The 14345-nt window shown below is 65.9% G+C and carries 12 protein-coding genes; 9 read left to right on the forward strand and 3 right to left on the reverse strand.

What is annotated here, in order from left to right; genetic code table 11:
* Positions 1–11 precede the first annotated feature (11 nt).
* On the reverse strand, positions 12–758 hold the full coding sequence (locus ACW7G6_RS07475; protein WP_456978064.1) for a GntR family transcriptional regulator: 747 nt from the start codon (positions 756–758) through the stop codon (positions 12–14).
* A 41-nt stretch (positions 759–799) separates the two neighbouring features.
* On the reverse strand, positions 800–2056 hold the full coding sequence (locus ACW7G6_RS07480) for an acetyl-CoA hydrolase/transferase family protein (RefSeq protein WP_456997920.1): 1257 nt from the start codon (positions 2054–2056) through the stop codon (positions 800–802).
* Positions 2057–2280: 224 nt separating this feature from the next.
* Here ACW7G6_RS07480 and ACW7G6_RS07485 point away from each other — a divergent pair, with 224 nt between their 5' ends.
* From ACW7G6_RS07485 to ACW7G6_RS07515, 7 genes are all read left to right on the forward strand, one after another.
* A complete protein-coding gene (locus ACW7G6_RS07485) occupies positions 2281–3621 on the forward strand; it encodes an MmgE/PrpD family protein (protein ID WP_456997921.1) in 1341 nt (446 codons plus the stop codon).
* A complete protein-coding gene (locus tag ACW7G6_RS07490; RefSeq protein ID WP_456997922.1) occupies positions 3618–5018 on the forward strand; it encodes an MmgE/PrpD family protein in 1401 nt (466 codons plus the stop codon). Before ACW7G6_RS07485 ends, ACW7G6_RS07490 begins: the two co-directional genes overlap by 4 nt.
* A gap of 54 nt (positions 5019–5072) precedes the next feature.
* Complete coding sequence (locus ACW7G6_RS07495) at positions 5073–6473, forward strand: phenylacetate--CoA ligase family protein (RefSeq protein ID WP_456978068.1); 1401 nt, start codon at positions 5073–5075, stop codon at positions 6471–6473.
* A 146-nt stretch (positions 6474–6619) separates the two neighbouring features.
* Positions 6620–8017, forward strand: coding sequence for an amidase (locus tag ACW7G6_RS07500; protein ID WP_456997923.1), 1398 nt, complete (start codon positions 6620–6622; stop codon positions 8015–8017).
* Positions 8014–9258, forward strand: a complete 1245-nt coding sequence (locus ACW7G6_RS07505; protein ID WP_456978070.1) for a CaiB/BaiF CoA transferase family protein — start codon at positions 8014–8016, stop codon at positions 9256–9258. Before ACW7G6_RS07500 ends, ACW7G6_RS07505 begins: the two co-directional genes overlap by 4 nt.
* A gap of 480 nt (positions 9259–9738) precedes the next feature.
* Positions 9739–10158, forward strand: a complete 420-nt coding sequence (locus ACW7G6_RS07510) for a DUF6326 family protein (protein ID WP_456978071.1) — start codon at positions 9739–9741, stop codon at positions 10156–10158.
* Positions 10159–10283: 125 nt separating this feature from the next.
* On the forward strand, positions 10284–10700 hold the full coding sequence (locus ACW7G6_RS07515) for a GFA family protein (protein WP_456978072.1): 417 nt from the start codon (positions 10284–10286) through the stop codon (positions 10698–10700).
* A 1087-nt stretch (positions 10701–11787) separates the two neighbouring features.
* On the opposite strand, the gene ACW7G6_RS07520 is transcribed toward ACW7G6_RS07515, so the two are convergent.
* A complete protein-coding gene (locus tag ACW7G6_RS07520; protein ID WP_456978073.1) occupies positions 11788–12660 on the reverse strand; it encodes an aldo/keto reductase family oxidoreductase in 873 nt (290 codons plus the stop codon).
* Between the two features lie 142 nt (positions 12661–12802).
* Here ACW7G6_RS07520 and ACW7G6_RS07525 point away from each other — a divergent pair, with 142 nt between their 5' ends.
* Positions 12803–13681: a LysR family transcriptional regulator gene (locus ACW7G6_RS07525; RefSeq protein WP_456978810.1), complete on the forward strand. Its 879-nt coding sequence runs from the start codon at positions 12803–12805 to the stop codon at positions 13679–13681.
* Between the two features lie 220 nt (positions 13682–13901).
* On the forward strand, positions 13902–14285 hold the full coding sequence (locus tag ACW7G6_RS07530; RefSeq protein ID WP_456978074.1) for a VOC family protein: 384 nt from the start codon (positions 13902–13904) through the stop codon (positions 14283–14285).
* Positions 14286–14345 lie beyond the last annotated feature (60 nt).

A 14345-nucleotide genomic window follows, 5' to 3' on the forward strand; every position in this document is an offset into this window, starting at 1 on the left:
GCGGTAATCGCTCAGCGGTGGTTGCGCGACAGCACCATCGAGTAGGCGAAGCGACCCGGCGGATGTTTGCTGATGGCCAGCATCAGCAGTCGTCCGGTGGGGTCGCGGTAATGGCGTTGCACGCGCATCGCCGGCTCGCTGCGTTTGACCCCGAGCAACTTGGCCTCGTCGGCACTGAATGAGGCCGCATCGAACACCTGCTCCACCCGCGACAGACGCGCGGGGTCCAGGAAGCTGGCCACGGCGCGCGCTGCGGTGGCCGGGTCGAGCAGCTTGTCGGCCGGCACCCCGGTGCGCACGGGGACGAGCATTTCGGTGACGGCAATCGGCTCGCGGTTGGGTTCCTCCAGTCGCAGGCCCACCAGGTGCAGATACTCCTTGCCCTTGCTGATCTCCAGCCGCGCCGCCATCGCCGCGTCGGCAATCTCGCGGATGCCGGTGAGTACCTTGAGCCGGGTCGTGTTGCCGTACTGCATCAGCAAGTCGACGGTGTCGATCTCGTGCTCGTAACGCATCGCCTCGCGTTGAGCGATGACGCGGGTGCCCGAACCCGGTCGACGCTGCACCAGCTTGGCGGTGATCAACTGCGTCAATGCGGCGCGTGCGGTATGCCGGCTGACCTGGAAGCGCTCGCACAACTCCAGCTCGGTAGGCAGCAGGCTGCCCACCGGGTAGTCGCCACGTTCGATGCCCGCCTGCAGCAGATCACCGAGTTCGGCATAACGGGGCTTGCTGCGTTGCTTCGCGTTTGCGGTCATTCCGGAAAGTCCTTCAGGTGTTCGGGCTGCAGAGGTACGTGTCAAAGTCGTTGTGCGATGTCGTGCCAGTCGCGTTCCAGCGATTCGCGGTGAGCAGGATCCGCGATCGCGATGATGGCGCGGGCGCGGGCGTGCATGTCCAGGTGCCGCACGTCCGCTACCCCATGCTCGGTCACGATGCAGTCGGCGTCGATCCGCGCCACGCTGGCCGGACCCGCAGGCAACATTGACACAATCCGGCTTTGGCCCTTGGGCGTGGCTGCCGGCAGCGCGATGATGCCGCGTCCGTCGGGTGCCTGCCGCGCGCCGCGCAGGAAGTCCGGCAGGCCGCCGACACCGCTGATCTGGCGGCCGTTGAGGCAGTCGCCGTTGACCTGTCCCAGCAGGTCGACCGACAGCGCGCCGTTGATCGCCGTCATCCGCGGGATGGCGCGCAACACGCCGTGGTCATGGGTGTGGCCGACGTCGCGGAACTGAACCCGTCCGGCCACCGCGTCATACAACGCCTGGCTGCCCAGCGCGACGCCGGCGACCACCGCGTCGGGCGCGGGTGCTAGTGCATCGGCCTCGATCAATCCGAGCAGTCCATCAGAGACCATCCCGGTATGCAGTCGCAGGCCCCGACGGCCGCGCAGCGCGCGCAGTACCGCCGACTGCAGGCGGCCCAGGCCGAGCTGCAGGCACGCGCGGTCCGGCACCCGTTCCGCAACCCGCTCGGCCACCGCGTCCATCACCGGGTCGGCCGGCGAGTCGGGGACTTCCAGCAACGGGCTGTCGTGCTCGATCGCCGCATCGATGCGCGACCATGGAATCGATGGCCCGTGCGTGCGCGGCATGCGCGGATTGATATGGGCCAACACCTTCGTCGCGCGCGGCCAGGCGGCGGGAGTGAAGTCGCAGGCGATCCCGAGCGAGCACTGACCGTCGTCGTCCGGCGGCGCGACCTGGATCAGGGCGACATCGAAGCGCGCGTCCTCGGCCAGCCATTGCCAGGTGGCCGAATAGCTCATCGGCAGGTAATCGACCCGGCCCGCCAGCCAGGATTCGCGCAGTTCGCTGCTCAGGAAGATCGTGCGCTGGCGTGCCTGCGGGTGCAGTCCGGCGAAGTCGAACCGGTTGACGGTGGGGATGTGCACGCCGGTGAAGCGCAATTGCGCACAGCGCTCCGGGGCCTGCCGCAACCAGGACTCGAACAACAGCGAATGGCCAGCGCAACCGGGCGTGTACACCTCCGCGCCGGGGCGCAGATAGTCGAAGATGGTGCTGGCATTGAGCAGTTCGGGCACGGGGTTGTTCAAGCTTTATCGTGGGGGTGGGTTGCGAGACAGCCACATGGCGTTTGCGGTCTGCGGAATCGTGATCATATGATATGTCCGGACAAAGTCCGATACCCTGCTGATAACGGCCTGCCATGCAGCGACGACCAAAACCGGCGTTGCTGCGGTGCAAGCCCATCCAGCCCCATCCCATGCAGTGAGGTGCCCGTGTTGGTTGACGCGCGATGACCCGGCAGGCTTCCAGCTTGACCGCCGCACTGGCCGTGCACCTGCTGCGGCCGGTCGACCCCGCCGCGCGCCATCGTGCCGCCGCGCTGGTGCTCGATTGGCTGGGCTGCAGCCTGGGCGCGCTGCGCTCGCCACTGGCAGGGCAACTGGCCGGGCTGGTCGACACCTTGCCTATGGGCGATGCGACCGCGATCTCGGCCGGCCAGCATGATCCGGCCTCCGCGCTGCTGATCAATGCCGCACTGGGCAACGTGCTGGAAATGGACGACGTGCACCGAGGCGCGATCCTGCACCCCGGCCCGGTGGTGATCCCGGTCGCGTTGGCGGCCAGCCAGGCCAGCGACGCTTCGCCGCAACAGTTCCTCGACGCAGTGGTACGCGGCTACGAGGCCACCATCCGCATAGGCCGCGCACTGGGGCGCGGGCATTACCGCTACTGGCATCCGACCTCCACTGCTGGCGCGTTCGGCGCGGCCGCGGCGGCGGCATCGGTGCTGGGCCTGGACGCAGAAGCGACCGCCGACGCACTGGGCACTGCCGGCAGCCGCACCGGCGGGTTGTGGCAGATGCGCCACGAACCGGTGCCGACCAAATCGATCCACAACGCCGAGGCCGCGCGCAGCGGTTGGCTGGCTGCGCAACTTGCGGCAGCCGGCTTGCGTGGACCGCGCGCGATCCTCGAAGGCGAGCAGGGCCTGTTCGCCGCCACCGCACCCGACGCACGGCCGGAACTGGTGCTGGCCGCCGAGCCGGACTGGCTGATCCACACCACCAGCCTGAAACCCTGGCCCGCCTGCCGGCACGCGCACCCCGCCGTCGATGCGATGCTCGATGCCCTGCGCCAGGCCGGCGATTTGCCCGTGGAGGCGTTTGCGAGCATCCAGATCACCACCTACGCCGAGGCCTTGCGGTTCTGCGATCGGCCGCATCCGGCCACCGAGCTGGAGGCCAAGTTCAGCCTGCAGCATGCGGTCGCCGCCATCGCCTGCCTGGGCCGGCCGCAGTTGTCGCATTACCTTCCGCATACCTTCAACGACCCGGCCATCGGCGCCATGCGCGAGCGCGTATCGGTAAGCGAGGACCCCGCCTGCAGTGCCCGCTTCCCCGATCATTACGGCGCTACCGCAACCGTGTTGCTGACCGATGGCCGACGCCTGCATGCAGCCCGCACCGATGCCTGGGGCGACCCGGAGTGCCCGATGAAGGACGCCGCGATCGGCGCCAAGGCGCTGGCGTTGGCCGAATGGGGTGGGGTATCGCCTGAGGTGGCGGCTGCGTTGTTTGATGCCGTGCGCGCGCTGCCAACCGCCGCGTCGCTGGAGCCCCTGCGCGTCGCGCTGGCCGGAGTGAAACGATGACCACGACAGCACCTAACCCGATGCCACGGCTGACCGAACCGCTGATTGCCCACGCCGCCACGCTGCGTTATAAGGACCTGTCGCCTGCCGCGATCGCCGCGACGAAGAAGTTCATCATGGACTCGGTCGCCGTCGGCATTGCCGGCTCCGGTCCGCAGGTGCCGCTGACCACCGACGTGCGTGCGGCTGCCGCCGCGTTGGGCAGCGGCAACGAAGCGCGGGTCTGGGTGACCGGTGAGCCACTGCCCACCGCCAGCGCCGCGCTGGTCAACGGCTTCCAGATCCACAACCAGGAGTTCGACTGCGTGCACATGCCCGCAGTCGTGCATCCGATGGCGGTGATCCTGTCGACCCTGGTGGCGGCCGCCGAACAGCACGGCGGGATCGACGGCAAGCGCCTGATCACCGCGGTCGCGATTGCGGTCGATGTCGCCACCCTGATCGGCATCAGCGGCCGCGCGCCGATGCGCTTCTTCCGTCCCGCGATGTGCGGTGCGTTGGGCGCGGCGGCCGGCATCGCCCACCTCCACCAGGCCGATGCGGAAACGTTGCAGCGGGCGCTGGGACTGACCTACAGCCACCTGTCGGGCACCATGCAGGCGCATGTCGAAGGCTCGCCGACGTTGGCCCTGCAGATCGGCCTCAACGGGCGTGCCGCGAGCACCGCATGGGCGCTGGCGAGCCACGGCTTCCCCGCGCCGCGCGACTGGCTCGAAGGCCCGTTCGGCTACCTGCCCTTGATCGAAGGCGCCTACGACACCGCGCCCGCGCTGGCGGCATTGGCCGCCGGACAATCGCAGGTCGAGCAGATCAGCCACAAGGTGTTCCCGACCGGCGGCGCCGCGCATGCCTGCCTGGACATGCTGGGCGAACTGCGCGAGCGCGAAGGTCTTGAACTCGACGACATCGAAAGTATCCAGCTGCAAGCGCCACCGCTGGTCCGGCGACTGGTCGCCCGCCCTTACGTGGACGGGCTGACGCCGAGCTATGCACGCCTGTGCCTGCCTTACCTCGTGGCGAGCCTGATGATCGATGGGCGGGTTGGTCTGGACACCTACGCCGCCGCCAAGCTGGGCGATCCGCGTCGCGCCGCATTTGCCGGCAAGCTGCAGGTGGTGCCCAACGCCTGCGACGACCCCAACGCGCTGGTACCACAGAGCCTGGTCGTCACACTCCGCACCGGCGCGCAGTTGCACAACCACCGCGATGCCGCGCTTGGCTCGCCGCAGCGGCCGTTGTCGCGCGAGCAGCAACTGGCCAAGTTCCACCATTGCCTCGACCACGCCGCGCGGCCGTTCGACGCCGCACGTCGCGCCGAGCTGCTGTCCCTGCTCGACCGGTTGGAGGCGCTCGACGACGTGCGCCGTCTGGTCGATTGCCTGATCGCGCCCGGTTGACCGCTGTCCGGCCGCCACCGCACTGATCGCCCCTTTTCCGATTGTTGAGATGCCATGACCACGACCCCGACCTATTTCGAGACCTTTGACGTCCGCGAACTGCTCTCGCAGTTCCCGCTGGACCAGGCGTTTGCCGAACGCTTCCAGAGCCTCAGCCGCGACGAGCTGTTCGCGCAGCAGGACACGATGTTCCAGCGCTGCGTCGCGCGTGCCTGGCAGATCCCGTTCTACCAGCGCCTGTGGGGCGCGCAGGGCATCCAGGCCGGCGACATCAAGGGACTGGCCGACATCGGCAAGCTGCCGGTATTCGGCAAGCACGAGATCATGGCGTCGGTGGAAGCCTGCCCGCCGCTGGGCGACTTCCACGGCTGGCGTGACGGCACCGCCGCCGGTGACACGCCGATGGTGTTCCACACCACCAGCGGCACCACCGGCCGGCCGCAGCCGCTGATGTTCAGCCCGAAAAGCCGGGAGATCCAGAACCTGCTGCTGGCGCGTCTGTACCGCTGGCAGGGCATGAAGGCCGGCGACGTCGTCCACTCGGTGTACGGCCACGGCATGATCAACGGTGGTCATTACGTGCGCGAGGCGGTCAACCACTTCACCCAGGCGCTGTTCTGCTCGGCCGGTACCGGTATCGAGATGCGCTCCGCCCAGCAGGTCAACCTGATGCGCGACATGGGCGCGACCGTCATCGTCGGCTTTGCCGACTACATCAAGAAGCTCGCCGACGTCGCCCGCGAGCAGGGCCTGGAGCCAGGCCGCGATATCCCGGTGCGGATGATTTGCGGCCATCTGGGCCGCGAGTCGCGCGAGTCGCTGTCGGCGGCCTGGGGCGGCGCGCAGCTGTACGACTGGTACGGCGTTGGCGACACCGGTGCGATCGCCGGCCAGGGCCCGGACCAGGACGGCCTGTACCTGATGGAGGACGCGCAGTACGTCGAGATCCTCGGCGTCGACGACGGCGCGGTGGTCGCCGATGGCGAGCCCGGCGACATGGTGGTTACCTGCCTGTACAAGGACGACATCTACCCGATCATCCGCTTCAACACCCACGACGTGACCCGCGTGCTGACCACGCCGTCGTCGCTGGGCATCAACCTGCGCCGGATCGAGGGCTTCCTCGGGCGCAGTGACAACATGGTCAAGATCCGCGGCATCAACGTGTTCCCGCAGGCGATGGCGCCGATCCTGGAAGAGCACGCCGGGTTCGCCGGCGAGTTCATCTGCGTCACCACCCGCGACGCGACCGGCCGCGACGACCTGGCCGTGCATGTCGAGGTCAAGGGCGACTGCAACGATGCCAAACTGGCCGCCGCGTTTGCCGCGTTGCTGCGCATGCGGCTGGGCGTGGACGTCAGCATCGTGCTGGCCGAGCCGGGCGCGCTGGCACCGTTGACCGGCATGGAAACCCGCCAGAAGCCGGTGCGTCTGATCGACAAGCGTTTCGCGTAACCCGCCCATGAATATCCCGGTTAGTCATTCCCGCACCCTCGTTCGTCATTCCCGCGCCCTCGCTCGTCATTCCCGCGAAGGCGGGAATCCAGTGACTTTGAGATCATCGGAGCCCCGATGAAATCCTCCCGCATGAGCCAGCCGACATGAGCCACGCCGACCCGGGCCTGCTGGGCGAAGACATGAGTTCGCAGCTGGCGCGACTGGATCGTGGCGAGCTGTCCTGCACCGACCTGCTGGAGCAGCAGTTGGATGCGATTGCCGCCAGCCAGGCGGTGTTGAACAGCTACCTCGCCGTCGATGCCGAAGCGGCGCGGGCAGCGGCAGCGGCGTCGGACGCGCGCCGCAAGGCCGGCACCGCGCGCGCGCTGGAAGGCGTGCCGATCGCGATCAAGGACAACCTCGACGTGGCCGGGTTCACCACCACCGCCGGCATGGCCACGCGCCGCGACAACGCGCCCGCCAGCGAAGACAGCCCCGCCGTCGCCCGCCTGCGCGCGGCCGGCGCGGTGATCGTCGGCAAGCTCAACATGCACGAAGCGGCGCTGGGCGCGGACAACGACAACCCGCACTACGGCGCCTGCCACAACCCCCACCGTCCCGGCTTCACCCCGGGCGGTTCCAGCGGCGGCAGCGGCGCGGCGGTGGCGGCCGGGCTGTGCAGCGCGGCGTTGGGCACCGACAGCATGGGCTCGGTGCGAATCCCTGCCAGCTACTGCGGCGTGGTCGGCCTGAAGCCGAGCTGGGGCGCGGTCAGCACCCGTGGCAGCGTGGCCCTTAGCCGTCGGCTCGACCACGTCGGCCCGCTGGCCCGCTCGGCCCGCGACCTGCGCCGGCTGCTGCCGGTGCTGGCCGGGTTTGATCCGGCCAGCGCGCAGTCGCGGGCGATTGCGTTCGCGCCCGCATCGACCGGCCCGCTGCGGCTGGGCGTGATCGATTTCGGCGACACCATCGAGTGCGAGGCCGGCATCGCCGAGGCCTTCGCCGCCGGCCTCGACACCCTGCTTGCACTGGGTCACCAGCACATCGAGCTGCCCGCGCCGACCCTCGCACCCGGCCACTCGCGCCGCGCCGGCCTGCTGGTCTGTGAGGCGGAAATGCTGATCGAACATGAACACGACTGGCAGCATCACCGCGAGCGGTTCTCCCCCCTGCTGCAAAAGCTGATGGCCTACGCCGAAGGCAAGTCCGCCAGCGATCTGGTCGCCGCGTCGCTCGTGCTCGACCAGGCCCAGGTGCAATTGCAGCAATGGCTGGCGCAGTGCGACGTGCTGGTGATGCCGACCACGCTGCAGCGCGCGTTCGCGTTCGGCACGCCGGCTCCGGCGAACCAGGCCGACCTGACTGCCTACGCCAACTTCGCCGGCAACCCGGCCCTGTCGGTGCCGCTGGCCGTGGCCGACGGAGAACTGCCGTTGGGCTTGCAGCTGGTCGGCAACATCGGCGACGAGTTCCGCCTGATCGCGCTGGCCGAACAGTTCCAGCAGGCGATTGGCTGGCAGCCCTCGTTGCCGACGGCCTGCCGTGACTGGTGGCCGCGATGAGGCCGCTGGATGGCGTGCGGGTACTGGACCTGTCGCGCATCCTCGCCGGCCCGTGGGCGACCCAGGTGCTGGCCGATTTCGGTGCCGAGGTGATCAAGGTCGAGCGTCCCCAGGGCGGTGACGACACCAGAGGCTGGGGCCCGCCGTGGTTGCACGATGTCGACGGCGCGGCGACCGCCGAATCCGCGTACTACCTGTGTGCGAACCGCGGCAAGCGCTCGGTCGCGATCGACTTCACCGGCGAGCGCGGGCAGGCGCTGATCCGCGAACTCGCCCGCCACTGCGACGTGCTGGTGGAGAACTACAAAGTTGGCGGGCTGGCCAAATACGGGCTGGACTACGCCAGCCTGAAGGCGATCAATCCGAAGCTGGTGTACTGCTCGATCACCGGCTTCGGCCAGACCGGCCCCTACGCGCAACGGGCCGGCTACGACGCCGCGATCCAGGCGATCGGCGGCCTGATGAGCATCACCGGCGAACCCGAAGGCAAGCCCGGCGGCGTACCGCAGAAAGTCGGCGTCGCCGCTACCGACCTGATGACCGGCATGTACGCGGTGTCGGCGATCCTCGCCGCGTTGCGCCACGCCGAGCGTCACGGCGCAGGCCAGCACATCGACCTCGCGCTGCTCGACACCCAGGTCGCGTGGCTGGCCAACCAGGCCATGAACTACCTGGTCGGCGGCGAGGTGCCGCAGCGGCAGGGCAGCGCGCACCCGAACATCGTCCCGTACCAGGTCATGCCCAGCGCGGACGGCTACTTCATGCTCGCGGTCGGCAACGACGGCCAGTTCGCGCGCTTCTGCGCGGTGCTCGGCGACCCCGAACTGGCGGCCGACCCGCGCTACGCCACCAACGCCGCCCGCGTCGCCAACCGCGACCGGCTGGTGCCGTACCTCGAACAACGCCTCGCCACCCGGCCCAGTGCGCAATGGCTGGCGGAACTGGAACGCGCCACCGTGCCGTGCGCGCCGGTCAACCGCATTGACCAGGTGTTCGACGACCCGCAAGTGCGCGCGCGCGGCCTGCGCATCGACCTGCCGCACCCGACCGCCGGCCACGTTCCCGGCGTCGCCAATCCGGTGCGGTTTTCGGCCACCCCGGTGCAATACGGTCACGCCGCGCCCGGACTGGGCGAACACACCAACGACGTGCTTGGCGACCTGCTCGGCCTGGATGCCGCCGAGTTGACCGCACTGGCGGCGGCTGGCGTGGTGGCATTGCCACCGAAACCGTCCTCGTGAGGAATGTCTGAACGCTTGTCGTCTTCCCCGCTTTCGTTCGTCTTCCCCCCGCTTTCATTCGTCATTCCCGCGGGCCTGTATTACCCCACCGTGATGGCCGTGCTGTGCGGAATGTTCGCGTGGTGGCCGATGCCGGCAACGAGGGATCGGGATATTTCCCTGTAGCGAGCGCAACGGTCACACCGTGTTGTCTTTGGTGTAACAGGGTAAAGGTCGGCGCTATGACGGATAGCACAATGTCCGGCGATATGAGGGAGGTGGTGGGGTGGGGCGTAACTCGTTGATCTGACGCTGATTGTGTCCTGTAGACCCCCAGGAATATTCGGGCATACTGCTTGCAACGCCCCGTTTAGGGGTCGAATAGGCGTTAGGCGTCATCCCAATCGTCACGGGGACGCGAGACACTCGTTGTTGTCTATTGCAGTGGCGAGAGTCGTGAAGCCGATAGGCACCTCACAGACCTTTTACTCGGAGACCGCCTTGTCACAGCTCACCGATTTCAAGCTCCACACGAAGCTTAAGCTGAGCCTGCTATGGGCGTCGACTGTCTTTTGCTATCTCTACTGCGACTACTTCGAACTCTACGTTCCCGGAAAACTCGAGGGAATGCTGCAAGGAAATGGACTCTTCGGCACCGTCACTCAGGGCGCCTTAGTAGCCACTTCGGTGCTTTTAGCCATCCCGTGCCTGCTTGTGTTCTTGTCTTCCGTGCTCAACCCAAGAACTAGTCAAGTTTTGAACGTCACATTTGGAGTTATCTACACGCTAATGATGGCTCTACTTGCACTCCAGGCAGACTGGTACTTTTACAAGTTCTTCGCCGCACTAGAGGCGCTTCTGACAGCTCTTGTAGTCTGGTACGCGTGGACCTGGCCAAAGACTGCAGCAAATGCCGCCTGACAATGCGTTCAAGCCGCAATTGCATCGCTACGCCAACAACATGCCCGATAGAGCTTGCCATGTCGTTGGCTACGCGCTGCAATTCGGCTTAACTTGAGCGTTAGCCCTCATACGGAGCAATCAACATGTCGGACACAAAGTTTGAAGGTGGCTGTCAGTGCGGCACCATCCGGTACCGGATCACCGGTGAGCCCGTTATGACGGCAATCTGTCATTGCTCCATGTGCAGGCGGGCCAATGCAGCGCCCGCCGTCGCGTGGGCCATGTTTGAGGAGCCGCAAGTAGTCTTCGCTCAAGGCCAGCCCAAGCTCTATGCCTCCTCGCAAGAAGGGAAGCGGGGCTTCTGCGAGACCTGCGGTACGCAGATCTCTTTTGCCGCAACTTACATCCCAGGCCTGGTGGACATCACCATCGGCAGCCTTGACGATCCGGCCTCACTCACCCCGCAGTTTCACTATTGGCATGCCGAGCATCTTGCTTGGGCGGAGTTCGCGGACACCTTGCCCCGTCATGCGGAGTTTCCACCGTTGGCTGAGGGGTGAATTAACACTCCAAATGCAACACCCCTGAGAGTTTGTGCATGCGGTCGGCGGGGGTCTGGAAGCCATAGCGTTTCCCCGGTCATTTGTTCCGCTCCACTACGCGGGTCGGCTTAACTTGGGTGTTGGGCTTGACTCAGGCGTTAGCGCCCGGAGTTGCAATGTCCGAATCTGGCGAGTAATTGCTGACTGATCGTGTGAGAGTGATCGTCCACCTTCGCTGAGAAATGGCCAATGACCATGTTCCAACTGGTAGGTATTGATCATGAACAATCTGAGCCGCTCTTTGAGCTGCCTGATGCGGAATCAGCAAATTAAAGCATCGCCAGGTGCATTGCCAACAGTGACTCGGAGTTTCGTCGCCGATTCAGCCTGGAAGACGCCGCTGCGGGCGACCAACTTCTTCTGTTGCTGTGTTGCACTGTCAGCTCACGGCCAGCGCGTTGCGGGGCGGCTTAATTCAGGCGTTTCCTCCGCGTATCACCTCCTCCAGAATACATCCTCATTCAATAGGGGTCCTCGTGTATCAAGACTTTGCGAAGTTACCGAAACCACCTTATTATTCCGTAATCTTTTCGTCGCTCAGAACCATGGGCGACAGAGGCTACGATGCAATGGCTGATCGAATGGTTGAACTGGCCGCACAACAGTCCGGCTTCCTCGGTGCTGAGAGTGCGCGCGCGAGCTCAGGGTTCGGTATCACAGTCTCTTACTGGCAGACTCTCGAATCAATATCGAGGTGGAAGGCTCACGCGGAACACAAGATCGCACAAGAAACAGGCAAACGAGATTGGTATGCGCACTATGCGCTTCGAATTGCCAGGGTCGAGCGCGCGTACTCCAAATCAGGCCACGAAGCACCTGATGCCTAACCCTTCAATCGAGAGGACATGCCCCGGCAAGCCGGGTCATGCCTCTCATCTCAAACGTTAGGCGGTTGCTGTTGATAGTTCTGCGGTGGGGCGGTTTCGGGTGCGTTCGCCCGGTTGGCGCGGCTTCGGTGGGTTGCCTCGCTTCCAGTTCCTGGCGTCTTCACTCTCGTCCTTCGGCGGCATCCAAAAGCATCGCATCTGGTACTGTTTCGGCGGGATCAGACGGCCGTTGCCACGCCATCCAGCTCACGCAGTACATCATCGAACAACACGATGTCTGCCGCGGCGATGTTTTCGTGCAGATGCGCCACCGACGACGTGCCGGGAATCAGCAGGATGTTCGGCGAGCGCCGCAGCAACCACGCCAGCGCCACCTGCATTGGTGTGGCGCCCAGGCGCGCGGCGATCTCCGACAGCGTGGTCGACTGCAGTGGGCTGAACCCGCCGAGCGGGAAAAACGGCACGTACGCCACGCCATCGCCCGCGAGATCGTCGATCAGCGTGTCGTCGTCGCGGTGCACCAGGTTGTACTGGTTCTGCACACAGGCTATGCGGCATATGCCGCGGCCTTCGGCGATCTGCGTCGGCGTTACATTGCTCAGGCCGATGTGACGCACCAGTCCCTGGCGCTGCAGATCCGCCAGAATCTCGAGCATCGGCGCGATCGAGCCCTCCGCTGGCCCGTGCGTATCGAACATGATGCGCAGGTTGACCACATCGAGCACATCCAGCCCCAGGTTGCGCAGATTCTCGTGTACCGCCGCGGTCAACTCCTCGCGCGAAAAGGCAGGTAACCAGCCGCCCCCGTCGTCGCGGCGTGCCCCGATCTTGGTGACGATGACCGCGTCGTCGCGATACGGGTGCAAGGCTTCGCGGATCAGCTGATTGGTAATGTGCGGACCGTAGAAGTCGCTGGTGTCGATGTGGTTCACGCCGCTTTCGACGGCGGCGCGCAGCACGGCGAGCGCCGCATCACGATCCCGCGGCGGGCCGAACACGCCGGGGCCCGCCAGTTGCATGGTGCCGTAGCCCATTCGGTGGACGCGACGATCGCCAAGCGTGAACGTGCCGGATTGCTGGATGGCGGACATGGGGAAACTCCTGTCGAGGTGGAGTTCCAGCGTAGGACCTGTCGGATCGTCCGATAAGAGGGCACAATCCGCACGACTTGTGCTGATTTCCGCACAACCAAAAGCTGCAGCAGAGAAAGTTGTGAAAGCGGAGCTGGCCGACCTGAACGCGTTCGTGACCGTGGCAAGCGCTGGCGGCTTTCGCGAGGGCGCGCGACTGAGCGGCGGCAGCGCCTCCGCCCTGAGCGAGGCGGTGCGCCGGCTCGAAGCGCAGCTCGGCGTGCGCCTGCTCCATCGCACCACGCGCAGCGTGGCACCCACCGAAGCCGGCAAAAATTTGCTGGAACGGCTGCGGCCCGCCTTGGCCGAGGTGGCGGACGCACTGGACGTGGTCAACAACTTTCGCGAACGCCCGGCCGGCACGCTGCGCCTCAACGTGCCGATGAGCGCCTCGCGCCTGGTGCTGCCCGCGATCGTGCCGCCGTTTCTCGCCGCTTATCCCGACATCCGCCTGGAAGTGCTTACCGACGAGAGCTTCGTCGATGTGCTGGCGGCCGGTTGCGACGCGGGCATCCGCTACGACGAGCGGCTGGAGCAGGACATGATCGCGGTGCCGATCGGGCCGCGCGTACAGCGCTTCGCCGCTGCGGCCGCGCCGGCGTATCTCGATCGCCGTGGGCGCCCGACACATCCGCGCGACCTGCTGGCCCACGCCTGCCTGCGTGGCCGTTTCGCCAGCGGCAACATGCCCGCGTGGGAGTTCGAGAAGGATGGCGAAACCGTGCGGGTGGAACCCACCGGACCGCTGGTGGTGCGCATGGGCGGCGCATCCGACCTGGCCGTCGACGCCGCGATCGCCGGCACCGGCATCGTCGCGCTGTTCGAGGACTGGATCCGCCCGCACCTGGACAGCGGCGCGCTGGAACCCGTGCTGGAGCCGTGGTGGCTGGCCTTCCCTGGGCCCTTCCTCTATTACCCCGGGCGGCGGCTGGTGCCGGCGCCGCTTCGTGCGTTCATCGACTTCATCAAGACGAACAGCTGACATGAAAAGCCCAGGTCCGATCAGTGATCCTTCCCGCCCTTGTCCGTCGAGAAGCGATAGATGATACGGTTTTCGCACACCTGCCCCGGACGCAGTACCGCTGACCCGAAATCCGGGTGATTGGGCGTGACCGGGAATATCTGCGGCTCAAGTCGTTCAAGCCGAACCGATAGTTCCTACGGCTTAGTTCAGACGTCAGGCTGCAAAGGAGGTTTTTGGCATGATTGACCACACCGGAATTGGAGTTGCTGAGGTCAGTCGCTCCGCTGTCTTCTATGATGCTGCTCTTGCCGCTCTCGGCCTTCGCAGAGTCGTGCAGCTTCCCCAAGCAACAGGTGCCGACGCTGTAGGTTACGGTGTTGAGTACCCGGTGTTCTGGATCGACCGATTCCATCCTCACAGTACCAAACAGCACACGGCGTTCATTGGGGAAAGCCGTGACGCCGTCGATGCCTTTTATACGGCGGCGCTCAGCGCCGGCGGCAAAGACAACGGGCCTCCGGCGCTTCGAGAAACCAACCAAGGCTACCCGCCCGGTTACTACGCAGCTTTCGTACTGGACCCGGATGGCAACAACATCGAGGCGGTTTGTCGTGATTTGTAACTCACAGCGCATTGTCGGGTGAATTAGCACTCCAAGGGACGCTGTTCAGAAACTGGAGTT

The sequence above is a fragment of the Lysobacter sp. A421 genome, from assembly GCF_054052145.1.

Excerpts from the sequence above, each read along its gene's own strand:
- ACW7G6_RS07520 (WP_456978073.1), bottom strand. The coding sequence starts at position 12,660 with ATGTCCGCCATCCAGCAATCCGGCACGTTCACGCTTGGCGATCGTCGC.
- ACW7G6_RS07490 (WP_456997922.1), top strand. The coding sequence starts at position 3,618 with ATGACCACGACAGCACCTAACCCGATGCCACGGCTGACCGAACCGCTG.
- ACW7G6_RS07505 (WP_456978070.1), top strand. The coding sequence starts at position 8,014 with ATGAGGCCGCTGGATGGCGTGCGGGTACTGGACCTGTCGCGCATCCTC.
- ACW7G6_RS07515 (WP_456978072.1), top strand. The coding sequence starts at position 10,284 with ATGTCGGACACAAAGTTTGAAGGTGGCTGTCAGTGCGGCACCATCCGG.
- ACW7G6_RS07500 (WP_456997923.1), top strand. The coding sequence starts at position 6,620 with ATGAGCCACGCCGACCCGGGCCTGCTGGGCGAAGACATGAGTTCGCAG.
- ACW7G6_RS07495 (WP_456978068.1), top strand. The coding sequence starts at position 5,073 with ATGACCACGACCCCGACCTATTTCGAGACCTTTGACGTCCGCGAACTG.
- ACW7G6_RS07475 (WP_456978064.1), bottom strand. The coding sequence starts at position 758 with ATGACCGCAAACGCGAAGCAACGCAGCAAGCCCCGTTATGCCGAACTC.
- ACW7G6_RS07530 (WP_456978074.1), top strand. The coding sequence starts at position 13,902 with ATGATTGACCACACCGGAATTGGAGTTGCTGAGGTCAGTCGCTCCGCT.